General features: G+C 73.1%; 21 protein-coding genes. 10 read left to right on the top strand and 11 right to left on the bottom strand.

The features are described 5' to 3' along the window. Nucleotides 1-12: 12 nt before the first annotated feature. The 4 genes from OG802_RS10165 to efeO are packed head-to-tail and all read right to left on the bottom strand — an operon-like array spanning nt 13 to nt 4336. Nucleotides 13-1035: a hypothetical protein gene (locus OG802_RS10165; protein WP_329409276.1), complete on the bottom strand. Its 1023-nt coding sequence runs from the start codon at nt 1033-1035 to the stop codon at nt 13-15. Beyond that, nucleotides 974-1867, bottom strand: coding sequence for an iron uptake transporter permease EfeU (efeU, locus tag OG802_RS10160; protein WP_329409274.1), 894 nt, complete (start codon nt 1865-1867; stop codon nt 974-976). The genes OG802_RS10165 and efeU overlap by 62 nt, the downstream gene beginning before the upstream one ends. A 3-nt stretch (nt 1868-1870) precedes the next feature. Beyond that, nucleotides 1871-3178, bottom strand: a complete 1308-nt coding sequence (gene efeB / locus OG802_RS10155; protein WP_329409272.1) for an iron uptake transporter deferrochelatase/peroxidase subunit — start codon at nt 3176-3178, stop codon at nt 1871-1873. Nucleotides 3179-3196: 18 nt separating this feature from the next. Continuing rightward, nucleotides 3197-4336, bottom strand: coding sequence for an iron uptake system protein EfeO (gene efeO / locus OG802_RS10150; RefSeq protein WP_329409270.1), 1140 nt, complete (start codon nt 4334-4336; stop codon nt 3197-3199). Between the two features lie 258 nt (nt 4337-4594). Here efeO and OG802_RS10145 point away from each other — a divergent pair, with 258 nt between their 5' ends. Together OG802_RS10145 and OG802_RS10140 are read left to right on the top strand one after the other, a co-directional pair. Then, nucleotides 4595-5239: a PhzF family phenazine biosynthesis protein gene (locus OG802_RS10145; RefSeq protein WP_329409269.1), complete on the top strand. Its 645-nt coding sequence runs from the start codon at nt 4595-4597 to the stop codon at nt 5237-5239. 105 nt (nt 5240-5344) lie between these two features. Next, entirely contained in the window at nt 5345-5548 is a 204-nt protein-coding gene (locus tag OG802_RS10140) for a hypothetical protein (protein ID WP_329409267.1), read from the top strand. A gap of 128 nt (nt 5549-5676) precedes the next feature. Here OG802_RS10140 and map read toward each other — a convergent pair whose 3' ends face one another. Further along, nucleotides 5677-6534 carry a type I methionyl aminopeptidase gene (map, locus tag OG802_RS10135; RefSeq protein WP_329409265.1) on the bottom strand — a complete coding sequence of 286 codons (858 nt, stop codon included), beginning with the start codon at nt 6532-6534 and terminating at the stop codon, nt 5677-5679. 57 nt (nt 6535-6591) lie between these two features. Here map and OG802_RS10130 point away from each other — a divergent pair, with 57 nt between their 5' ends. Beyond that, a complete protein-coding gene (locus OG802_RS10130; protein WP_329409264.1) occupies nt 6592-6834 on the top strand; it encodes a hypothetical protein in 243 nt (80 codons plus the stop codon). 12 nt (nt 6835-6846) lie between these two features. Here OG802_RS10130 and OG802_RS10125 read toward each other — a convergent pair whose 3' ends face one another. After that, nucleotides 6847-8178, bottom strand: a complete 1332-nt coding sequence (locus OG802_RS10125; protein ID WP_329409263.1) for an MFS transporter — start codon at nt 8176-8178, stop codon at nt 6847-6849. Nucleotides 8179-8231: 53 nt separating this feature from the next. Then, complete coding sequence (locus tag OG802_RS10120; RefSeq protein ID WP_329409262.1) at nt 8232-8828, bottom strand: hypothetical protein; 597 nt, start codon at nt 8826-8828, stop codon at nt 8232-8234. Nucleotides 8829-8931: 103 nt separating this feature from the next. Here OG802_RS10120 and npdG point away from each other — a divergent pair, with 103 nt between their 5' ends. Together npdG and OG802_RS10110 are read left to right on the top strand one after the other, a co-directional pair. Then, the gene (npdG, locus tag OG802_RS10115) at nt 8932-9660 is read left to right on the top strand and encodes an NADPH-dependent F420 reductase (protein ID WP_329409260.1); all 729 of its coding nucleotides are present in this window, start codon (nt 8932-8934) and stop codon (nt 9658-9660) included. A gap of 4 nt (nt 9661-9664) precedes the next feature. Further along, complete coding sequence (locus OG802_RS10110) at nt 9665-9934, top strand: hypothetical protein (RefSeq protein WP_329409258.1); 270 nt, start codon at nt 9665-9667, stop codon at nt 9932-9934. A gap of 78 nt (nt 9935-10012) precedes the next feature. Here the strand turns inward: OG802_RS10110 and OG802_RS10105 are convergent, their stop codons facing one another. Then, the gene (locus tag OG802_RS10105; RefSeq protein WP_329409256.1) at nt 10013-10813 is read right to left on the bottom strand and encodes a site-2 protease family protein; all 801 of its coding nucleotides are present in this window, start codon (nt 10811-10813) and stop codon (nt 10013-10015) included. A 247-nt stretch (nt 10814-11060) separates the two neighbouring features. On the opposite strand from OG802_RS10105, the gene OG802_RS10100 reads away from it, so the two are divergent. Next, the gene (locus tag OG802_RS10100) at nt 11061-14561 is read left to right on the top strand and encodes an AfsR/SARP family transcriptional regulator (protein ID WP_329409254.1); all 3501 of its coding nucleotides are present in this window, start codon (nt 11061-11063) and stop codon (nt 14559-14561) included. A gap of 51 nt (nt 14562-14612) precedes the next feature. Here the strand turns inward: OG802_RS10100 and OG802_RS10095 are convergent, their stop codons facing one another. From OG802_RS10095 to panB, 3 genes are all read right to left on the bottom strand, one after another. Further along, on the bottom strand, nt 14613-15434 hold the full coding sequence (locus OG802_RS10095) for an ABC transporter permease (RefSeq protein ID WP_329409253.1): 822 nt from the start codon (nt 15432-15434) through the stop codon (nt 14613-14615). Then, on the bottom strand, nt 15431-16456 hold the full coding sequence (locus tag OG802_RS10090) for an ATP-binding cassette domain-containing protein (RefSeq protein ID WP_329409252.1): 1026 nt from the start codon (nt 16454-16456) through the stop codon (nt 15431-15433). The genes OG802_RS10095 and OG802_RS10090 overlap by 4 nt, the downstream gene beginning before the upstream one ends. A 285-nt stretch (nt 16457-16741) precedes the next feature. Continuing rightward, on the bottom strand, nt 16742-17608 hold the full coding sequence (gene panB / locus OG802_RS10085; protein WP_329409249.1) for a 3-methyl-2-oxobutanoate hydroxymethyltransferase: 867 nt from the start codon (nt 17606-17608) through the stop codon (nt 16742-16744). Between the two features lie 179 nt (nt 17609-17787). Between panB and OG802_RS10080 the strand changes: the two genes are divergently transcribed. The 4 genes from OG802_RS10080 to OG802_RS10065 all read left to right on the top strand — a co-directional run bounded on the left by OG802_RS10080 (nt 17788) and on the right by OG802_RS10065 (nt 22684). Beyond that, on the top strand, nt 17788-19380 hold the full coding sequence (locus OG802_RS10080) for a DHA2 family efflux MFS transporter permease subunit (protein WP_329409247.1): 1593 nt from the start codon (nt 17788-17790) through the stop codon (nt 19378-19380). Between the two features lie 95 nt (nt 19381-19475). Next, nucleotides 19476-20108, top strand: a complete 633-nt coding sequence (locus tag OG802_RS10075; protein WP_329409245.1) for a TetR/AcrR family transcriptional regulator — start codon at nt 19476-19478, stop codon at nt 20106-20108. 182 nt (nt 20109-20290) lie between these two features. Further along, nucleotides 20291-21352: an endonuclease/exonuclease/phosphatase family protein gene (locus tag OG802_RS10070; protein ID WP_329409243.1), complete on the top strand. Its 1062-nt coding sequence runs from the start codon at nt 20291-20293 to the stop codon at nt 21350-21352. Nucleotides 21353-21460: 108 nt separating this feature from the next. Further along, nucleotides 21461-22684, top strand: coding sequence for an MFS transporter (locus tag OG802_RS10065; RefSeq protein WP_329409241.1), 1224 nt, complete (start codon nt 21461-21463; stop codon nt 22682-22684). Nucleotides 22685-23135 lie beyond the last annotated feature (451 nt).

The raw sequence follows: 23135 nt of genomic DNA, 5'->3' as shown, positions 1-23135 counted from the left end.
ACGGCGCAGGCCTCACTCGCCCTTGGCGCCGGTGAATCCCTCCAGCCGGCTCAGCACCGACACCTTGCCGCCCTTGGCGCCCTTCGCGGGGCTCAGCGCGACGTCGGCGGCGACGAACTCCATCGTCAGCGACTGCTTGATCTCGCCGGTCGTCAGCGCGCGCACGTCCGCGTTCGGGGTGGGGACGGCGGCGTTCGCGGCGGCCGTCTGCTTCATGTAGTGGTGGGTGGTGAAGAACACCAGCGCCCCGCCGTCGACGGTGCGCAGCGCCAGCGGCGCGTACGCGCCCTCGGTCAGCGGCTGGTCGACGTACTGGGTGGCCAGGCCCGGCTTCGTGGCGTTCTTCGCCCGCGAGGCGCGCAGCGCGCTCGTGTACTCGCCGTCGGCGAAGGCGCCCCGGCCGCTGCGCAGATAGGCCGCGTAGTCCTTGCTCATGTCAGCGGGGGCCAGGGCGAGTCCGGCGGCGCCGGCGGGCACGGCCTCGGCCCACCCGTCCTCGTCCTTCCGGAACTCGGGCACCGCGCCCGGCGTCATCAGCGTCAGGTAGGTGGCCTGCCACGGGCGGGTCCGCCCCTCACGGGTGAACACCAGCAGCCAGCGCGCGTCGCCGCCCTTGCTGCCCTTGGCGTCGGCGACGAACCAGCGCGGCCAGCCCGCCTTCTCGGGGATCGTGTACTTCACGTCCGACAGCACCAGCGGCGTGTGCTTCGGGTTGCCCTTCGGGTGGTTGAGCCGGCCGGCCTTCAGCCGGGCCGCGTCGATGACGGCGAGGGCGCCGGCGGTGTGCTCCGCGTCCAGCGAACCGTCGTACGCCGCGTCCGCCTTGTTGTACGCGGCCGTGAACTGCTCGACGGCCTCGACGGCCTCGCCCCGGGTGGCGGACGGGAGCACTTCCCGCTCGCCGTGGACCACCACGCAGCCGCTCGCGGTCAGCGAGACGGCGACGAGCGAGGCCGCCACGAGGGCGTACCGGTCACGCCTGCGGAGTCCTCGACGCTTGCGAACCCCGGTCGTCAGGCTGCGTTCCCTGGTCATCAGGCGACTTCACCTTCCCCTTCCCGGAGGCGAACCCTACCGGGGCGAGGAACAGCGCGAGCGTCGGGACCAGGTAGAGCAGCCACACCGTGACCTGGAGAACCGTCGGGTCGGGCTGGAAGTTGAACACGCCCTTCAGCAGCGTGCCGTACCAGCTGTCCGGCGGGATCGTGCCGCTGACGTCGAACGCCCGGTCCGTCAGGCCCGCGATCCAGTCGGCCTCCTGGAGGTCGTGGACGCCGTACGCCAGCACGCCCGCGGCCACGACGACGAGCATGCCGCCCGTCCAGGTGAAGAACTTCGCCAGGTTGATCCGCAGCGCGCCGCGGTAGAACAGCCAGCCCAGCAGGACGGCCGTCGCCAGGCCGAGCGCCGCGCCGATCAGCGGGCGCGGGGTGCCGTCGCCGGCCGCGTGGACGGACGTCCACACGAACAGGGCCGTCTCCAGGCCCTCCCGACCGACCGCGAGGAACGCGGTGGCCACCAGCGCGCCCGTGCCCATCGCGAGGGCCGCGTCCAGCCTGCCGTGCAGCTCGGACTTCAGGTGCCGGGCGGTGCGCCGCATCCAGAACACCATCCACGTCACCAGCGCGACCGCGACGATCGACAGGGAGCCGCCGAGCGCCTCCTGCGCCTTGAACGTCAGCTCCTGCGAACCGAATTCGAGGACGCAGCCGAAGCCCATCGCGAGGAGCACCGCGATGGCGATGCCGGTCCACACCGGCTTCAGCGCGTCGCGGCGGCCGGTCTTCACCAGGTAGGCGATGAGGATGCAGACGACGAGAGAGGCCTCCAGGCCCTCGCGCAGTCCGATCAGGTAGTTGGAGAACACGGGCTACGCCTCCTCGGAGAACAGCGTCCGGCCCCACCAGTCGTCCTTGTCGCGGACGCCTGGCGGGACGGCGAAGACGGCCGAACCCACATGCTGGATGTATTCGTTGAGCGCGTCGGTCGCCAGATTGCGCTGGATGCGGACGAACCCGTTGCCCACGTCGCGCATGTAGGCGAGGAAGAACAGCCCCGCCTCCAGCCGTCCCAGACCGTCGGTGCCGTCGGTGAAGGAGTAGCCGCGGCGCAGGATCGTCGACCCGTGGTTGGCGTCGGGGTGCGCGAGCCGCACGTGCGCGTCGGGCTTCATCGCCTTCAGGAACGGCTCGTCGCGCTCCTTGGCCTTGCCCACCGGAGCGCCCTCGCCCTTGTCGCGGCCGAAGATGTCCTCCTGCTCCTGGAGCGGGGTGCGGTCCCAGGTCTCGATGTGCATGCGGATGCGCCGGGCGACGAGATAGGAACCGCCCACCATCCAGGCGGACTTCGCGTCGACGTCCTTGTCGCCGACCCACACGAACTTCTTCAGCCGGTCCGTCTCCGTGCCGGCGATGTTGCGGGTGCCGTCCTTGAAGCCCATCAGGTTGCGCGGGGTCTGCGCGTCGGGCGTGGTGGAGGAGGTCTTGCCGAAGCCCAGCTGCGACCAGCGGATGACGACCTTGCCCATGCCGATGCGGGCCAGGTTGCGGATCGCGTGCACGGCGACCTGCGGGTCGTCCGCGCACGCCTGCACGCACAGGTCGCCGTTGCTGCGGGCCGGGTCGAGGGCGTCCCCGGCGAACGTGGGCAGGTCGACGAGCGCGTCCGGCCTCCGGTCGGCCAGGTCGAACTTCTTGAACAGGGAGGGACCGAACCCGACCGTCAGGGTCAGCCGGGACGGCTTGAGACCCAGCGCCTCACCGGTGTCGTCCGGCGGGGCCTCGGGCAGACCGCCGTAGGCGCCTTCACCGACCGCCTTCCCGGCCGTCATCCGGCGGGCCGCCTCCGTCCAGTCCTTGAGCAGCCGGACGAACTCGTCGCGGTCGGTCGTCGTCACGTCGAACGCGGCGAAGTGCAGCCGGTCCTGCACGGGGGTGGCGATGCCCGCCTGGTTGGCGCCGTGGAAGCCGACGGCGGCGCCCGTGTCGGCGCCCGCCGGGTCGACGTCGTTGCCGGCGCGGGTCATCGCGACCGCGCCGCCGGCCGCGGCGGCGCCGATCGCGAGCCCGGCGCCGCCCCAGCCGATCAGCGACCGCCGGGACGGGCCTCCGGCCCTGTTCCCCGGGTTCTCCGCGTTCTCCGGGCTGTCCGGGCTGTCCGGGTTCTCCGACTCCGTCATGTTCGTGATGCCCCTCGGTTACTTGGCGACGGCGGCGGCGAGCTTGGACAGGGGCTCGGCGAGCGCGTTGACCGCGTCCGACAGCTCCTTGCGGCCGGCGGCGCCGACCTTGTCGTAGGAGGTGAACTCGTACGACGTCGTGTTCGGGCGGTACTTGTCCAGCAGCGCGTCCAGCGCGGCGAACTGCTTGTCCAGCTCGGTGACCAGGGCCCCGTCGTTCTCCTTGGCGACCGGCTTGAGCAGCTCGTAGGACTGCTGCGCGCCCTCGACGTTGGCCTTGAAGTCGACCAGGTCGGTGTGCGAGTAGCGCTCCTCCTCGCCGGTGACCTTGCCGGTGGCGACCTCGTCGAGGAGTTCCTTGGCGCCGTTGGCCATGGAGGTCGGGGTGATCACGGCCTTGCCGACCCGGTTCTGCCAGTCGGTCAGGTCGGTGACGAGCTTGTCGGCGAGGGTCTTCTCCTCGGGGCCGATCTTCTTGTCCTGCCAGAGGGCCTTCTCCAGCCGGTGCCAGCCGGTCCACTTCTGGCCGCTCTCCAGGCCGTCGGCGCGGACGTCGACCAGCGGGTCGATGTCGCCGAACGACTCGGCGACCGGCTCGGTGCGCTCCCAGCCGATGCGCGAGGGCGCGTACGCCTTCTTGGCGGCCTCGATGTTCCCGGTCTTGACCGCGGCGGCGAAGACGGCGGCCTTCGGGAGCGTCTCGTCGGCCTGGGTCTGCGCGTAGGCGCGGTAGGCGGCGACGGCCTTGTCCAGCCGGGGGTCGCGCTGGGCGGCCGAGCCGCCGGTGACCTTGAGGGTCTGGCGGATGCCGTCGCCCTTCATGCCCGGCTTGCAGGCGATGCGGTACTCGCCGGCCTTCACCTCGGCGGTGACGCGCTGCTTGGTGCCGGGGCCGATGTTCTCGCGCTCGCTGACGATCCGGTCGTCGGGGAAGAGCAGGTAGACCTCGGTGACCTTGGAGCCCTTGTTCTCGACGGCCAGTTCGACGTGCCCGGCGGGGATCTCCTTCTTGGAGGTCTCGCACGTGGAGTCGGTGGCGGTCACGCCGATGACCCGGTCGCCGTCCTTCGCGTCGCTCTTGGAGGTGCAGCCGGTGACGGCGGCCAGAGCCGTGACGGCGGCTACGGCGGTGACGGCGGACAGTCTGGCGGCTCGCATTCGGGCTCCCAGCGGTGGCTGAAAAATCGCGTGACAGGGCTCACACGGATTGGTGAGGCTCGCCTAACTTATCCAAGGCTTACCTGCGTAATACCCGTCCAGGCCGTGATTCACCTCTCATAGACGCTGTAAGAGCACGAGCCGATCACGGTCGGGCCAAGCGGACGTCAACGGAGAGTCAAAGGAGATTCAAAGGTTCCGCTTCGCCCGCCTCGGCCACCACGCGGGCGGCCGCCCCGGCGGTGCTTCAATTCCCCGGTGACTGATTACGACGTGCTCCGCGTCTTCTGCGCGCCGAACGGCGGCTACGGCAACGAACTGGGCGTGGTCCGCGAAGGCTCGGTGCTCCCCGCCCGCGAGGACCGGCAGGACCTCGCGGCGAAACTCGGCTTCAGCGAGACGGTGTTCGTCGACGACCCCGAGCGCGGGGTCGTCGACATCTACACGCCCACCCTCCGGCTGCCCTTCGCCGGCCACCCGTGCGTGGGCGTCGCCTGGCTGCTCGACGTGCCCGAGCTGGTCACCCCGGCCGGCGTCGTGGGCACCCGGCTGGACGGGGAGTTCACCTGGATCGAGGCGCGCGCCGAATGGGTCCCGCCGCGCACCCTGCGGCAGTACGCGACCGCCGCCGAGGTCGACGGCCTCCCCGTGCCGCCCAAGGGCGAATGGATCTACGCCTGGGCCTGGGAGGACGAGCCCGCCGGCCGCGTCCGCGCCCGCGCCTTCCCCGGCCGCGACGACGGCATCGACGAGGACGAGGCCACCGGCGCGGCGGCCCTCCTGCTCACCGAACGACTGGGCCGCGCCCTGAACATCACCCAGGGCGCGGGCTCCCAGATCCTGACGGCCCCGCAGCCGCACGGCTGGGTCGAGGTCGGCGGCCGGGTCTTCCTGGAGCGCTGAGCCCTTCGGGCCAGGGCCTGGGGTCCGTACGGGTGGTGTGGAGTGTGCGGCGCGAGGGGAGCGGGGACCTCTGGGCGTGACCACTCGCCCCGTGAGAGGAACACCATGCGCATCCGTTCAGTCCTGGCCGCGACCGTCCTCGGCATCGCTCTCGCCGCCGCCGGCGCCACGACCGCCACCGCCGACGATGGCCCCCGCCAGCACCACCACTTCGGCGGGGACGAGGGCGTCTGCAGCCCGTACATCGGCGCGGTCGACACGGTGTCGGCGGACATCTTCTGGGCCGGCAAGCACTGCGACCGGATCTGACCCGGCGCCGGGCCCCCTCGCCGTGAACCGAGGGGGCCCGGCCCGTCCGCCGCACCCGCGCCGGCGCGCCGGCCCACGCGCGACGAAGGCCCGCCCTCCGAAGAGGGCGGGCCTTCGTCGCACCACGGCTACGGCAGGGTGAGGATCTCCGCCCCCGTCTCCGTCACCACCAGCGTGTGCTCGAACTGGGCCGTGCGCCTGCGGTCCTTGGTCACCACGGTCCAGCCGTCGTCCCACATGTCGTACTCGTGCGTGCCGAGCGTCAGCATCGGCTCGATCGTGAACGTCATCCCGGGCTGGATGACCGTCGTCGCGTGCGGGCTGTCGTAGTGCGGGACGATCAGCCCGGAGTGGAACGACGAGTTGATGCCGTGACCGGTGAAGTCCCGCACCACCCCGTACCCGAACCGCTTGGCGTACGACTCGATGACCCGGCCGATGATGTTGATCTGCCGGCCGGGCCTGACCGCCTTGATCGCCCGCTCCAGCGACTCCCGGGTCCGCTCCACCAGCAGCCGCGACTCGTCGTCGACGTCCCCGACCGGATACGTGGCGTTGTTGTCGCCGTGCACCCCGCCGATGTACGCCGTCACGTCCAGGTTGACGATGTCGCCGTCCCGCAGGACCGTCGAGTCCGGGATGCCGTGGCAGATCACCTCGTTGACGCTCGTGCACAGCGACTTCGGGAAGCCGCGGTAGCCCAGCGTCGACGGATAGGCGCCGTGGTCGCACATGTACTCGTGCGCCACCCGGTCCAGCTCGTCGGTGGTGACCCCCGGCGAGATCAGCTTCGCGGCCTCCGCCATCGCCTGCGCGGCGATCCGGCCGGCCCGGCGCATCGCCTCGATCGTCTCGGGCGTCTGCACCTCCGGTCCGGTGTAGGGCGTCGGCGCCGGCTTGCCCACGTACTCGGGGCGGCGGATGTTTCCGGGCACGGAACGGGTGGGGGACAGCTCCCCCGGAACGAGCAGCGACTGGCCAGACATGCCAGTGAGTCTAACGAGACGCCATGGGGGAACATGACGATGGCGAGAGGAGCCGTCATGCCCCTGTTCAAGAAGCGGACCGCCGGAAAACCGGGCGAGTGGTACTACTGCCTGGAGCACAAGAAGGTCGAGGAAGGGCCCGAGTGCCCGGCCAAGGACCGGTTCGGCCCGTACGCCACCCGTACGGAGGCCGAGCACGCGATGGAGAGCGCCCGCGAGCGCAACCTCCAGTGGGAGAACGACCCCCACTGGCACGACGCGCCGACGGGCGGCGCGACGGGCGCGGGGGACGAGGACTGACCGGCCGGGCGGTCAGCCCTCCAGGGAGGGCGCGGCCGCCGACCGCTGCGCCCGCACCCGCGCCGCGTGCTCGTCCGTGCGCGCGTCGTACCGCATCAGCCCCGGCAGGCACAGCGCCAGCAGCCCCACCGCGCCCACGCACAGCACCCCGCCCGACCACACCGACGTCCGCACCCCCAGCCACGCCGCGAGACCGCCGCTGCGCACCTGGCCGACCGTCGGCCCCACCGAGTACGACAGCAACTCGATCCCGGCGAGCCGCCCGCGCAGCTCGTCCGGGATCGTCTGGTTCCACATGATCCCGCGGAACACCCCGCTGACCATGTCGAAGCCGCCCGCCAGGGCCAGGCAGAGCAGCACCCACCAGACGTTCCCCACCAGCCCCGCAGCGGCGATCGCCGCACCCCACAGGGCGGCCGACAGCACCACCATCCGCCCGTGCCGGTGCACCCGCCCCGTCCAGCCGCTCGTCACGCTCACCACCAGCGCCCCGGCCGGCACGGCCGCGTACATCAGCCCGAGCGACCACTGCGCGTGCAGCTCGTCCGCGAGGAAGGGCAGCACGGCGAGGGGCATCGCGAAGAACATCGCGGCCAGGTCGACGGCGTACGTGCCGAGCAGTTCCTTGCGGTTCCAGGCATACCGGGCGCCCTCGGCGATCGCCCGCAGGGAGGGCCGGGCGGCCTCCCGGGCCGCCGGGGAGGACGCGATGCGCACGACCAGCGCGAGCGAGACGACGAAGGTCAGCAGGTCGGCGGCGTAGGCCCAGCCCAGGCCCGCGTAGGCGACGACGACGCCGGCGACGGCCGGCCCCGCGACCCCGCCCACGGTCCACCGCAGGGCGTTCAGCGAGGCCGCCGCCGGCAGCTGTTCATGGGCGACGATCCGCGGCCACAACGCGTCCAGCGCGGGCCGCTGCACGGAGCCCAGGGCCGACGACAGCGCCGCGACCACGTACAGCGGCCACACGGCCGGCCCCGGCAGCACCGCGTTGACCAGCAGCACCGCGCTCAGCAGCCCCTGCCCGGCCTCCGTCCACAGGATGAGCCCGCGCTTGTCCCACGCGTCCGCCAGCGCACCGCCGTACAGCCCGAACACCAGGAGCGGCACCAGCTCCACCGCGCCGATCGCCCCGACGGCGGCGGCCGACCCGGTCAGCTCCTTCACCTGCACCGGCACCGCGACGAAGGTGAGGAAGCTGCCGAACGTCGACACCGCCCCCGAGACCCACAGCCGCCGGAAGTCCCGCGAGGTCCGCCACGGGGCGAGGTCGGGAAGCAGCCCGCGCAGACCCGAGGGGGAGTCGGAGGGCGGGGGAACGGTGGCGGCGCCGGAATCTGTCACGAAGGGTCATGCTCGGCCGCCGCAAGAGCCGCGGACAACTCCTTTTCCCGGCGTCACCAAGGGGGTGGGGGTGGGGCTGTCAGGCGTTCGGCGAGGCGGGAGAGACGGTCGGCCAGGCGGCGGCGGCCCCGGGCCGGCGGCAGCGTCTCGCCGGCCGCCGCGCTCACCAGGTGCTGCACGGTGTCCAGGTCCAGCTCGGAGCCGTCCGGCACGGCCAGCGTCTCGTGCGCCAGAGCCGTCAGCTCCGCCTCCTCGGGACCGAGGGCGAGCACGGTGACCCCGGCCCGGCGGGCGTCCGCCACCCGTTCCAGCAGAGATGCGTCCGCCGACGGCGACGCCACCAGCAGCGTCTCGCCCCGCCGCGCCGCCTCGATGCGGCCCGGCCCCACCGAGAGGTGCGCGGGGTCGCCGGGGCGCGGTTCGTGGCGGACCAGCGTCGGCGCCAGCTCCGGCGTGCCGGACCACGCCGCCTCGTCCACCAGGTGCGCCGCGAGGTGCCACGGCTCGTACTCCGCCGTCCCCGCCAGCAGCAGCCCGCCCCCGTGCGACACGACCGATCCCCGCAGCACCCCGGCGAACCTCCGGGTGGCCCCGAGCCACTCGGTCCCGGCGAGCACCTCGCGCAGCAGCGCGACCCGTACGGCGTCCATGCGCCCGCATGCTGCCGCACCCGGCCGTCCCCGGCACCGGGTTCGCCGCCCGTTCACCCGACATGGGGAAGGGCCGCCGGACGCGCCGACGTAAAGTCGGCCCATGACCTCTACCGACAGTGCCCACCACACGTCCGGGGAAGCCCCGGCGAAGGCCCCCGCCAAGGACCCCTGGGACCTTCCGGACGTCTCCGGACTGGTCGTCGGCGTGCTCGGCGGCACCGGCCCGCAGGGCAAGGGCCTCGCCTACCGCCTCGCCAAGGCCGGCCAGAAGGTGATCATCGGCTCGCGCGCCGCCGACCGCGCCCTGGCCGCCGCCGAGGAACTCGGACACGGCGTCGAGGGCGCCGACAACGCCGAGACCGCGCGCCGCAGCGACATCGTGGTCGTCGCCGTCCCGTGGGAGGGCCACGGCAAGACGCTGGAGTCCCTGCGCGAGGAGCTGGCCGGCAAGCTCGTCGTGGACTGCGTCAACCCGCTCGGCTTCGACAAGAAGGGCGCCTACGCGCTCAAGCCGGAGGAGGGCAGCGCGGCGGAGCAGGCCGCGGCCCTGCTGCCGGACTCGCGCGTCGCCGCCGCCTTCCACCACCTGTCGGCCGTCCTCCTCCAGGACCCGCGGATCGACGAGATCGACACCGACGTGATGGTGCTGGGCGAGGAGCGGGCCGACGTCGAGATCGTGCAGGCCCTGGCCGGCCGCATCCCCGGCATGCGCGGCGTCTTCGCGGGCCGGCTGCGCAACGCGCACCAGGTGGAGTCCCTGGTCGCCAACCTGATCTCGGTCAACCGCCGCTACAAGGCCCACGCCGGGCTGCGCGTCACCGACGTCTGAGCGGATGGGGGACACTGGACGGCGAAGCAGTGTCCCCCGACAGGAGCCGACCGACATGCCCGCCGTGCCCCCGCCCAGCCCGACCCGGCGACTCGCCCTCTACAGCCTCGTCGTCTGCGTCCTCGCCGTGGCCGCGGCGGTCGTCTCCTTCGTCCAGGGCAGCCTCCTGGGCATCGTGTGGGTGCTGCTCGCGGGCCTGTCGTCCAACATGACCTGGTACTACATGAAGCGGGACAAGGCGCGCAGGGCGGACCGGACCCAGCCCACCGGCTGACCCGCCCCACGGGCGCCCCGCCCCACGGGCCGGCCGAGGCCGCCCGTGCACCGGGATCACGGCCCGGCCCGTCCCGGCTCAGCGGCCGACCGAGCAGAACTCGTTCGTGCCCTCCCAGAAGCGGTACAGCGACTGACCGCAGTACGTGTCGACGTCGCTGATGCCCAGGCCGCGCAGCAGCGCGTCGACCATGTCGAAGAACGCGCCGTTCACCGACGGCACCCACAGCAGGGCGAACACGAACAGCAGGCCGAACGGCGCGAACGGCTCGACCTGCCGCTTGACGTCGTACGACAGCCAGGGCTCGACGACCCCGTAGCCGTCCAGGCCCGGCACCGGCAGGAAGTTCAGGATCGCCGCCGTCACCTGGAGCATGGCGAGGAAGCCGAGCGCGAAGCGGAAGTCGTCCGGCACGCCGTCCAGCGCGTCCAGCCAGAACGGGGCCGTGCACACCACCGCGAACAGCACGTTCGTCAGCGGTCCGGCCGCCGAGATCAGACTGTGCCGCCACCGGCCCCGGATGCGGTCGCGCTCGATGAACACCGCCCCGCCCGGCAGACCGATGCCGCCCAGGATCACGAACAGCACCGGCAGCACGACGCTGAGCAGCGCGTGCGTGTACTTGAGCGGGTTGAGCGTGAGATAGCCCTTCGCCCCGACCGAGATGTCCCCGCTGTGCAGGGCCGTCCGCGCGTGCGCGTACTCGTGCAGGCACAGGGACACGATCCAGGCCGCCGTGACGAACAGGAACACCGCGACGCCGGGCTGTTCGGCGAAGCCCGTCCAGGTCGCCCATCCGGTGACGGCCGTCACGGCCAGGATGCCGACGAAGACGGGACTGATCCTCCGCTCGCCCCGGCGGGTGGTGGCGGTCGTCATGGGGCCCCCTGAGGTCGTACGCACGTGTGGAACTGCCCGACCGTACCGGGCACACCGGGGAAACGTCTCGTGCCGGGCCTCTGGTTCCGCCCGGAGCGGAGCGGTGCACCGGGCTTCCGGGGCCCGCGCTCCGGGGCCCGGAGGCTTCGGCGTCCTGGCCGGCGGCCCGTCCCGCGTCCGCCCGGCGCCACCGCGTCCGCCGCCACTCCGGCGAACCCCGTGACCCCCGCCGTCCGGGCCAGGGACAATGAACCCCGTGCGCTACCGCATTCTCGGCACCACCCAGGCGCTCCGCCCCGACGGGACCCCCGTCGCCGTCGGCGGAGCGCGGCTGCGCGCCCTGCTCACCGTGCTCGCGCTGCGGGCCGGGCGCAGCGTGCCGGCCGGGCTGCTGACGGAGGAGGTGTGGGCCGGGGACCCGCCCGCCGACGCGCCGGGCGCGCTCCAGGCGCTCGTCGGGCGGCTGCGCCGGGCCCTCGGGGCGGACGCGATCCGCTCCGCCGACGGCGGCTACCGGCTGGCGGCCGCCCCCGACGACGTCGACCTGCACCGTTTCGAGCGGCTGGCCGGCGACGGGACGCGCGCCCTGGCCGACGGCGACCCCGCCAAGGCGGCCGTCCTGCTCGACGACGCCCTCGCCCTGTGGCACGGCCAGGCCCTCGCCGACCTGCCCGACCGGGTGACCGAGGCGGCCCGCTGGGAGGCCCGCCGCGTGGACGCGCTGCGCGCCCGGCACAGCGCCGCCCTCGCTCTCGGCCAGGCGGGGCAGGCGCTGCCCGAGCTGACCGCGCTGTGCGACGCGCACCCGCTGGACGAGCCGCTCCAGGCGCTGCGGCTGCGCGCCCTGCGCGACGCGGGCCGCACCGCCCAGGCGCTGGCCGCCTACGACGAGGTGCGCCGACTGCTGGCCGACCGCCTCGGCGCCGACCCCGGGCCCGAGCTGCGCGCCCTGCACGCCGAACTGCTCGACCCGCCGACCGCCCGCACCGCTGCGTCCCCGCCGGGAGCGGAAGCCGCCGAACGGGCGCGAGCCCACGCAGCCGCAGGGGGGCCCGCCGGTCCCGAGGGCGAGCCGGAAGGGGCGGCCGTGCGGTCGGCGCGGGGTTCCCGGTCCGCGGCCTCGCCGCCGCGCGGCAACCTCCGGGCCCGGCTCACCTCGTTCGTCGGCCGTGAGGACGACATGAAGGCCCTGCGGGGCGACCTGGCGCGCGCCCGTCTGGTGACGCTGCTGGGCCCCGGCGGGGCCGGCAAGACACGGCTGTCGCAGGAGGCCGCCGAGGCCGTCGGGGACACGGCACGCGACGGCGTCTGGCTGGCCGAACTCGCGCCCGTCGCCGACCCGGGCGCCGTGGCGCAGACCGTCCTCACCGCCGTGGGCGCCCGCGAGACCGTCCTGTACGGCGCCGGGGCCGAGGAACTGCGGGCCGTCGCCGAGCGCCGCGGCGACCCCGTGGAGCGGCTGGTGGAGCACTGCTCCCGACGCCGCATGCTCCTCGTCCTGGACAACTGCGAACACGTGGTGGAGGCGGCCGCCCGGCTCGTCGAGGAACTGCTGGCGCGCTGCCCCGGGGTGACGGTGCTGGCCACCAGCCGCGAGCCCCTCGGCGTGCCGGGGGAGGTCCTGCGCCCGCTGGACCCGCTGTCCGAGCCGGCCGCGCTGCGCCTGCTGGCCGACCGGGGCGCGGCCGCGCGTCCGGGCTTCCGCGTCGAGGACGACCCCGAGGCCTGCGCCGAGATCTGCCGCCGCCTCGACGGACTGCCCCTGGCCGTCGAACTCGCCGCCGCCCGGCTGCGGATGCTGACGCCCCGGCAGATCGCCGGCCGGCTCGACGACCGGTTCCGCCTCCTGACCTCCGGCAGCCGCACGGTCCTGCCCCGCCAGCAGACCCTGCGGGCCGTCGTCGACTGGTCCTGGGACCTGCTCGACGACGACGAACGCGACGTCCTGGCCCGGCTCTCCGTCTTCGCCCGCGGCTGCGACCTCGCCGCGATCGAGGCCGTCTGCGCCCCGCCCGCCCCGCCCGCGCCGTACGTCGCCGGGCCCGCGGACGCCGCGAGCACCCGCGGAGCCCGCGGCTCCCGCCCGCCGTCGAGCGCCTCCCGCGCGGGCCGCACCCCCCTGGACGCCCTCGCCTCCCTCGTCGACAAGTCGCTCGTCGTCGCCGCTCCCACGCCCGGCGGGGGCATGCGCTACCGGCTCCTGGAGACCGTCGCCGAGTACGCGGGCGAGCGGCTGGACGAGTCCGGGGGACGGGAGGCGGCCGAGCGCGCCCATCTCACGTACTACCGCGAACTCGCCCGCACGACCGACCCGTTGCTGCGCGGACCCGGTCAGCTGGCGGCCGTCGAGCGACTCCAGCTGGAGTACGAGAACCTGCGCACGGCGCTGCGCCGGGCCGTCGACGCGCGCGACGAGCAGGAGGCGCTCGTCCTCACCCTGTCGCTGGTCTGGTACTGGCAGCTGCGCGATCTGCGCCTGGAGGCCCGCGGCTGGTGCGTCGAGGTCATGGCCCTGGGCCCCGACCCGTTCGCCGAGCCGCTGCGCCGGGCCGCCCCGGTGTGGCAGCCGTGCACCGACGCCCCGCCGCCGCTGACCGGCGAGAACCTCCTGGAGGCCCGCCGAGGCGTCCACCTGGCGCATCTCGCCTGCATGGACACCGAGTTGGCGGCCTGGCACAACCCGGCCGCGCGGACCAAGCTGCGTCTGATCGCCGAGGCCTACGAGCCGGGCCTCCCGCAGACCTGCCGGACGCCCGGCCTGATCTGGTTCTTCGCCGTGCTGATGACCGGCGACCAGGAGCGCATCCGCGAGATCATCGACGCCAACGTCGACACCTGCCGCCGCACGCCGGGCTACGAGTGGGAGCTGGCCTCCTGTCTGCAGATGCGCGCCAACGTCCTCGCCAACCGGTCCGACTGGGCCCGGGGCGCCTTCCGTGACGCCGACGAGGCGCTGGAGATCTTCCGGCGGCTCGGCGACGCCTGGGGCACCGCCGAGGCGCTCTCCGCCCGCGCCGAGGCCCACGAGCGGCTGGGCGCCTACACCAGGGCGGCCGCGGACTACGAGGACGCCATCGACCACGCCGAGCGGCTGAACGCGCGGGCGCAGGCCGCGGTCCTCGCCGCGCGGCTGGGCAGCGTGCTGCTGGAGGCGGGGGACGGGGAGCGGGGCGAACGCATGCTCCGCGAGGTGATCGACGGGCCCGAGCACATCGGCCACGAGGCCGTCCCGGCGGCCCGTCTCTTCCTCGCCGGCTGGCTCGGCACCACCGGCCGCCGGGCCGAGGCGCGCGAGCAGCTGCGGCTGCTGCGCGAGAGCTTCGACTTCGGCCACTTCGCCGTCTTCGACGCGTTCGTGCAGGGCGCGGAGGCCTGGCTGGACGCGGTGGAGGAACGGTACGCGCAGGCCCTGACCGGCGTCCGCGCCGCGCTGCGGCGGGCCGCCGACCCGCTGTCCCTGGCCATCGCCCCGCAGATGCGCTCGGTCTACCTGTGCGTCGCCGCGACCACCCTCGCCGGCGCGGACGGCGGCAGCCGGGCCGGGACCGCCGCCCGCTGCCTGGGCGCCGCGGACGCGCTGCTGCCGGCGGGGCACGTGCCGTCGCGCTGGGAGCGCGACGCGCACGACACGGCCGTGCACCGCACCCGTGCCGCCCTCGGCGAGCGGGACTTCGCGTCCGCCTACGCCGAAGGCGGCGGCCTCTCCTACGAGGAGGCCACCGCCCTGGTGGAGCGCGCACCGTTGTGAACGCGCGGGTCACGAGCGGGATCACGCGCGGACCCCCGTGGGCCGACGCGCTCAGCTCTTGGTGCGGAACTTGTGGATCGCGACCGGGGCCATCAGCGCGGTGAGCCCGAACGACCAGGCCAGCGTGATCCACAGGCCGTGCGCGACCGGGCCGCCGGACATCAGACCGCGCGCCGCGTCCGCGAGCGCGGACAGCGGGTTGTAGTCGGTGAAGGCCTGGAGCCAGCCCGGCATCGACGCCGTGGGCGCGAAGATCGACGAGCCGAACTGGAGCGGGAAGAGCACCAGGAATCCCATGGCCTGCACGGACTGCGCGTTCTTCAGGACCACGCCCAGGGTGAGGAACACCCACATGATCGACGAGGCGAAGACGGTGGACAGGCCCACGGCGGCGAACAGTCCCGGCCAGCTCTCGATGTCGAATCCGACGAGGACGGAGACGATCATCAGCACGGTCGTCGCGAAGAGCATCCGGACGATCTCCACCGAGATCTTCGCGAACAGCACCGAGCCGCGCCCGATCGGCAGCGAGCGGAACCGGTCCATGACGCCGGAGTTGAAGTCCTGGCTGAAGCCGGTGCCGACGCCCTGGGACAGCGTCATGCTCATCATCGCGATCATGCCGGGGATCACGTACTGGACGTAGCCGTCCTGGCCGCCGCCCAGCGCCTGCCCGATCGAGCCGCCGAAGACGTACACGAAGAGCAGGGTGAAGACGATCGGCATCAGCAGCGCGTCGAACATCGACTCGGGGTCCTGCCTGATCCACAGCAGGTTGCGCCGGATCAGAGCCCCCGTGTGGCGCAGGTGGCCGCGCAGCGGGATGCGGGCGTCCGGCTCCACGCCGGCGATCGGAGCGGTCGTGGTGCTCATACGGAGACCTCCTCAAGGGTGTCGGCGGGCGCGGTGTCGTCCGCGGCGCCGGCCCGGTGGCCGGTGAGGGACAGGAACACCTCGTCCAGGCTGGGCAGTTCGGTGGTGACGGAGGCCAGCGTGATGCCTCGCGCGGTGACCGCGCCGACCACGGCGGTCAGTTGTTCGTCGCTGAGGACGGGGACCAGGACCGAGCCGCGCTCGGTGTCCACGGTGGTGCTCGCGAGGCCGGTGAGGCCGAGGTCGTCGATCCACCCGGCGAGCGGGCGCAGTTGCGCCGGGTCGGCCGGGCGGACCCGCAGCGCGCGGCCGCCGACCTTCGCCTTCAGCTCCTCGATGGCGCCGCCCGCGATGACCTTGCCCCGGTCCACGACGGTCAGCTCGGAGGCGAGCTGCTCGGCCTCCTCCATGTACTGGGTGGTGAGCAGGACGGTCACCCCGTCGCCGACCATCCGCTTGACCTCGCCCCAGACCTCGTTGCGGGTGCGGGGGTCGAGCCCGGTGGTCGGCTCGTCCAGGAACAGCACCTGCGGGCGTCCGATCATCGACGCGGCCAGGTCGAGCCTGCGCCGCATGCCGCCGGAGTAGGTGCTCGCGGGGCGCTTGGCCGCGTCCGTGAGGGAGAACCGCTCCAGCAGCTCGTCGGCGCGGGTCCGGGCGTCCTTGCGGGACAGGTCGAGCAGCCGGCCGATGAGGTAGAGGTTCTCCCACCCGGGGAGCTTCTCGTCGACGGACGCGTACTGACCGGTGAGCCCGATGACCCGGCGCAGCTGCCGGGGCTGGCGCAGCACGTCGTACCCGGCGACGGTCGCCCGGCCGGCGTCCGGGCTCAGGAGGGTGGACAGGATCCGTACGAGGGTGGTCTTTCCGGCCCCGTTCGGCCCGAGCACACCCATCACGGTGCCCTCGCGCACGTCCAGGTCGACGCCGTCCAGCGCCCTGGTCTCGCCGTAGTGCTTGACCATCCCCCGTACGGTGACGGCGTTCCCGCCGCCGCTGGAGTTCTTGTCGATTCGTGTCATGCCGGGAACGCTGTCAGCCCACGCCGACAAACCGCCGACAGGCCACCGACAGAAGCCGACGGGCACCGACAGATCACCGACAGATCGCCGACAGGCCATCGGCGGGCCGTCGGCACGGGCGCCGGCAGGTCACCGACGGGCCGTCGCCACGGGCACCGGCAGATCGCCGCCTCGGGCGGCGGCAGGCCATCGACGGACCCCCGGGAGGCCCTGGACGGGAGCCGTACAGGGGGACAGCCCGCCGACGGGGGACGGTCGGCGGGCTGTCGTGGTGCGGAACCGGCCTCAGTGGACGGAGTGCTCGTCCAGCGGGAACGTTCCGCCGACGACGTCCTCCGCGAACGCCTTCGCCGCGTCGCCCATGACCTCGCGCAGGTTCGCGTACTGCTTGACGAACTTCGGCACCCGGCCGCCGGTCAGCCCGAGCATGTCGGTCCACACCAGCACCTGGGCGTCGGTCTCCGGACCGGCGCCGATGCCGACCGTCGGGATGTGCAGCACCCGCGTGACCTCGGCCGCCAGCTCGGCCGGCACCAGCTCCAGCACCACCGCGAACGCGCCCGCGTCCTGCACGGCCTTGGCGTCGCGCAGCAGCTGGGCGGCCGCCTCCTCGCCGCGGCCCTGCACCCGGTAGCCCATGGAGTTCACGGACTGCGGGGTGAGGCCGATGTGGGCCATGACCGGGATGCCCGACTCCACCAGCAGCTCGATCTGGCGGTGCGAGCGCTCGCCGCCCTCCAGCTTCACGGCCCCGACCCCGGCCTCCTTGACCAGCCGGGTCGCCGAGCGCAGCGCCTGCACCGGCCCCTCCTGGTAGGAGCCGAAGGGCAGGTCGCCGACGATCAGCGCGCGGGAGGTGCCGCGTACGACCGCCGCGGACAGCATGGTCATCTCGTCGAGGGTGACGGGGACGGTCGTCTCGTACCCGAGGTGGCAGTTGCCCGCCGAGTCGCCGACGAGCATCACGGGGATCCCGGCCTCGTCGAAGACGGAAGCGGTCATCGCGTCGTACGCGGTGAGCATGGGCCACTTCTCGCCCCGCTCCTTGGCGAGCGCGAGGTCGCGAACGGTGATGCGGCGTGTGCCCTTGCCCCCGTACAGCGCCTTGCTGCCGTCGGTGGACTTCGTCTGGGCAGCCGAGGACTGCGTCATTGCACCGGCTCCTTCGTCATCTCGAGGCGCCCTCACGGCGTCCCCGGACCGCTTCCCATGGTGGCACCTCGCCCCGGCGAGGGCCAGAGCGCCCCCTGTGGGTAAAGCCTCAGTAAGAAAGACGGCGGCGGAATCGATACGAGACGGTTCCGTATCGGAAGTGTTCTAGGCTCGGCGTCATGACTACTCCTGCCGTCCCCACCGCTCCGCGGATACCGGAAGCGGTGCACCGGCGTCGTTGGGCGATCCTCGGCGTCCTGATGCTGAGTCTGCTGATCGTGGTGCTCGACAACTCGATCCTGAACGTCGCGATCAAGACGATCTCCACGCCCGCCCCGACGGGACTCGGGGCCACCCAGAGCGAGCTGGAGTGGGCGATCAACGCCTACACGCTCGTCTTCGCGGGACTGCTGTTCTCCGCCGGCCTCCTCGGCGACCGCATCGGCCGCAAGAAGGTCCTGCTCGGGGGACTGGCGGTGTTCGGCATGGGCTCGGCGCTCGCCGCCGAGTCCGGCTCGCCCGCCCAGCTCATCGCCTTCCGCGCGCTGATGGCGCTCGGCGCGGCCTTCGTGATGCCCGCCACGCTCGCCGTCCTGATGAACGTCTTCGACCGGGAGGAGCAGCCCAAGGCGATCGGCATGTGGGCCGGCGGCGTCGGCCTCGCCATCGCCATAGGCCCCATCACCGGCGGCCTGCTGCTCGACCACTTCTGGTGGGGCTCGGTCTTCCTCATCAACGTGCCGATCGTGCTGCTCGCGATCGGGCTGATGCTGTGGCTGGTGCCCGAGTCCCGCGACCCGAAGCCGGGCCGGGTCGACCTCGTCGGCGTCGTCCTGTCGGTGATCGGCCTCGTCCTGCTCGTGTACGGCATCATCAAGGGCGGTGAACTGGCCGACTTCACCGACGCGAAGGTGCTGGCGACCATAGGGGCCGGCCTCGTCGTCCTGGCCGCGTTCGTGGTGTTCGAGAAGCGCAGCGACCACCCGTCCGTCGACATGGACTACTTCAAGAACAAGGTGTTCTCCGCCGCCATCTCCGTCATCGCGCTGGTCTTCTTCGCGCTGATGGGCGTCACCTTCTTCTCGGTCTTCTACACCCAGAGCGTGCGCGGCTACTCGCCGCTCCAGACCGGTCTGCTGCTGCTGCCGCTGGCGGCCGCCCAGCTGATCTTCGCGCCGCGCGCCCGGCTGGTCGTCGACCGCATAGGGATCCGGGCGACGACCACGACCGCGATGCTCGTGCTCGCCGCGACGCTCGTCGCGTTCGCCACCCTGGACGCCGACACCCCGATCTGGCTCCTGGAGGTCGTCTTCTTCTTCATGGGTGCGGGAATGGCCCACATCATGACCCCGACCAGCGTCGTCATCATGCAGGCGCTGCCCCGCGAGAAGGCGGGCTCCGCCTCCGCGCTGAGCAACACCTTCCGCCAGGTCGGCGGCGCGCTCGGCATCGCCGTCCTCGGCTCCGTGCTGTCGACGTCGTACCGCAACGGCATCGAGGGCCACCTCGGCACGCTGCCGCCGGGCCTGCGCGACACGGCGGGCGAGTCGATCGAGGCCACCCTCGGGGTCGCCGCCAAGCTCGGCGACCAGGGCCGGTCGCTGGTCGTGCCCGCTCATGACGCGTTCCTGCACGCCATGCACATCACCGCCCTGTGCGGGGCGGGCGTGGCCGTGGTGGGCGCGATCGTGGTGGCCCTCTTCCTGCCGGGTCGTCCGAAGCCCGTGCAGGAGGCCGCGAACGAGGAGGAGTTGGCGCGGGCGAAGCCGTGACCGGCGGGCGGGCGGGGCGGCCGGGAGTCGCCGCCCCGCCCGCCATCCGCGCGACAATCGCTTCAGCGCGACGAAGGGACCGGACGAAAGGACCGATGGACGTGAGCCCCGCCGACAGCACAGCCGTGGAGCAGCCGGTCCGGGGCCGGCCCCGGAGCGAGGCCGTGGAACGGGCCATCATCGAGGGCGTGATGAAGCTGCTGGAGGAGGGCGTCTCGCTCGGCGAGATCTCCATCGAGCGCATCGCCCGCACCGCCGGCGTCGGCAAGGCCGCCATCTACCGCCGCTGGAGCGGCAAGGAGGAACTCTTCGTCGACGTCCTGCGCACCGCGGAACCCGACGACCTGGAACTCCCCGGCACCTCCATGCGCGACGACCTGATCGTGCTGCTGGAGTCGCTGCGCCGGCGGGGCCTCGTCAACCGTTCCTCCGCCATCCTGCACAACGTGCAGGCCCAGATGAAGAGCAGCCCGAAGATCTGGGCCGCCTACCACAACACGGTCATAGCACCGCGGCGCAGGCTGGGGATCGAGGTCCTGCGCCGGGGCCAGCGCGACGGCGAACTGCGCGGCGACGTCGACGTCGATCTCGTGAACGACCTGTTCGTCGGGCCGATGCTGGTGCGCGCCGTCCTGCGGCCCGACGCCGACCTGCCGGAGGACCTGCCCGAACGCATCGTCGACACGCTGCTCGCCGGACTACGCCCCGTCAGCTCCCCGGCTCCGTAACGCCCATGTGCGCGTTCCGTCACAGACCAGGTCACACGGCCCGGGTCCGGAACCCCTGAGCGCGCCCCGTTCGTCCTCCTGCCCGTACGGCCGTCACGGGACGGCGAGAACGAAACCGAACATCGCCTAGGGTCGTACCCGGGGGGACGTACGGTGTGCACGGCAGGCAGTGAGGCGACGGTATGGCGCAGCAGGCGTACATGACGGAGACGGACGACAACGGCGGCTCGGGACACGAGCCTCGGGGAGCCCGGCTCCGGCGCCTGATCGGACGCTTCGTCGGCCGGCTGTCGACGGGCTGGCGCGGTGATCCGCGCATCTGGCGGCGCGGTCTGGTCCTCACCGGCGTCGCCACGGCGCTCGCCCTGGTGATGCTGCTGCACTCGCGCATCCCGAACCGCTTCGGCAACCTCGGCAGCCTGACGGAGACGTTCCTGCCCTGGATCGGCGTCCTCGTCCCGGTGCTGCTGGTGCTGGCGCTGGTGCGCAGGTCGGCGATCGCGCTGATCGCCGTCGTCCTCCCGGCCGTGGTCTGGGCGAACCTCTTCGGCGGACTCCTCGTGGACCGGACCGGCGCGGGCGGGGACCTGACCGTCGCCACCCACAACGTCAACGCGGACAACCCCGATCCGGCCGGCACCGCCCGTGACGTCGCCGCGTCGGGCGCGGACGTGGTGGCGCTGGAGGAACTGACCGGCACGGCGGCGCCGGTGTACGCGAAGGCGCTGGCGGCGACGTACCCGTACCACTCGGTGCAGGGCACGGTTGGGCTGTGGAGCAGGTACGCGCTGAGCGCCGTGAAGCCCGTGGACATCAAGCTGGGCTGGACGCGCGCCATGCGGGCGACCGTGGCGACACCGCAGGGCGAGGTCGCCGTCTATGTCGCCCATCTGCCCTCGGTGCGGGTGAAGCTGCGGGCCGGTTTCACGGCCCGCCAGCGCGACACGAGCGCGGACGCGCTGGGCGAGGCGATCGCCGACGAGAAGCTGACCCGGGTGATCCTGCTGGGCGACCTCAACGGCACCATGAACGACCGTTCGCTCAACGCCGTGACCTCGCAGATGCGCTCCACGCAGGGCGCGGCGGGCAGCGGCTTCGGGTTCAGCTGGCCGGCGTCGTTCCCGATGGCCCGCATCGACCAGATCATGGTCAAGGGTGTGGATCCGGTCACCTCCTGGACCCTGCCGCAGACGGCGAGCGACCATCTGCCGGTGGCGGCGCGTGTGAAGGTCACCACACCGTAACCGGGGCGTCGGCCGCCGGAATACCGGGCCGGGGAGACTTTGTTCCGTACTTGAACATACGAAACGTATGATGGCCGGAACCCGCTCTCTCTGAAAGGCACGTTCTTCATGCCCCTGGCCCTGCTCGCCCTGGCCGTGGGTGCCTTCGGCATCGGCACCACCGAGTTCGTGATGATGGGCCTGCTGCCCGAGGTCGCGGACGACCTGCACATCTCGATCCCGGCGGCCGGGCACCTCGTCTCCGCGTACGCGCTCGGCGTCGTCATCGGCGCGCCGCTGCTGGCCGCCGCGACGGCGCGGATGTCCCGCCGCACGGTCCTGATCTCCCTGATGGCCCTCTTCGTCACCGGCAACGCGCTCTCGGCGCTCGCCCCGGACGACGGCTGGCTGCTGGCCGCCCGCTTCCTCAGCGGTCTGCCGCACGGCGCCTTCTTCGGCGTGGGCGCGGTGGTGGCCACCAACCTGGTCGCGCCGGAACGCAAGGCCCGCTCGGTGTCGCTGATGTTCCTCGGCCTGACCGTCGCCAACGTCGCGGGCGTTCCCGTCGCCACCCTCGTCGGCCAGCACCTCGGCTGGCGCGCGACCTTCCTCGGCGTCAGCGTGATCGGCCTCGTCGCCATCGCCGCCCTGGCCCTGCTCATCCCGCGCGACGACGCCCAGGCGCCCGCCGTCGGCCTGCGCCGCGAACTGGCCGCCCTGCGCTCGCTGCCGGTGTGGCTGGCGCTCGGCACCACCGTGGCCGGCTTCGGCGCCCTCTTCTCCGCCTACAGCTACATCACGCCGATGCTGACGGACTCCGCCGGCTTCGCCGACTCCAGCGTGACGCTGCTGCTGGCGCTGTTCGGCGTCGGCGCCACCGCCGGCAACCTGCTGGGCGGCCGCCTCGCCGACCGCGCGATGCGCCCCACCCTGTTCGCCGGTCTCACCTCGCTGGCCCTGGTCCTGGCCCTCTTCCCGCTGCTGATGACGACGGCGTGGGGCGGCGCGCTGGCCGTGCTCCTGCTCGGCGTCGCGGCGTTCGTCACGGGCTCGCCGCTGAACCTGATGGTGATGGAGAAGGCCGCCGACGGCCCCTCCCTCGCCTCCTCCGCCAATCAGGCGGCCTTCAACCTGGCCAACGCCGGCGGCGCCTGGCTCGGCGGCCTGGCCCTCACGGCCGGCCTCGGCGTCACCTCACCCGCACTGGCGGGCGCGGCCCTGGCCGCCCTCGGCCTGGCGGTGGCCGCCACCGCCTACGCGGTCGACGCCCGCCGCACCCACCGCCCCACCACCCGCGACCGAGTCATCGCCACCCACCACCCCCACCCAACCCCAGCAGAAGCCCACCACTGACCCCAGTGGCGGTGCGCTGGAACCCGCTTCCGGGCAGGCCTCCCCCCGCCTGCGGGGTCGTGGGCTGGGACTCGGGGCGGGGCCGGCCGGCCTCCCCCCAGGGGGGCGGGGAACTGCGCGACCAGCCACGGCGGACCCGTAGGTGCTCACGGCCCTACCCGCCCCGCCTGCGGGATCGTGCGCTGGGACCCGGGGCCGGGCTGGCCGGCCTCCCCCAGGGGCGCGGGGAACTGCGCGACCAGCGGCAGCGGATCCGCAGGTGCTCACGGCCCTACCCACCCCGCCTGCGGGGACGTGCGCTGGGACCCGGGGCCGGGCCGGCTGGCCTCCCCCAGGGGGGCGGGGAACTGCGCGACCAGCGGCAGCGGATCCGCAGGTGCTCACGGCCCTACCCACCCCGCCTGCGGGGACGTGCGCTGGGACCCGGGGCCGGGCCGGTCGGCCTCCCCCA

Origin of the sequence: Streptomyces sp. NBC_00704 (assembly GCF_036226605.1) — a bacterium.
Lineage (GTDB): Bacteria > Actinomycetota > Actinomycetes > Streptomycetales > Streptomycetaceae > Streptomyces.
This window is presented reverse-complemented; position numbering and strand designations above follow the sequence as displayed.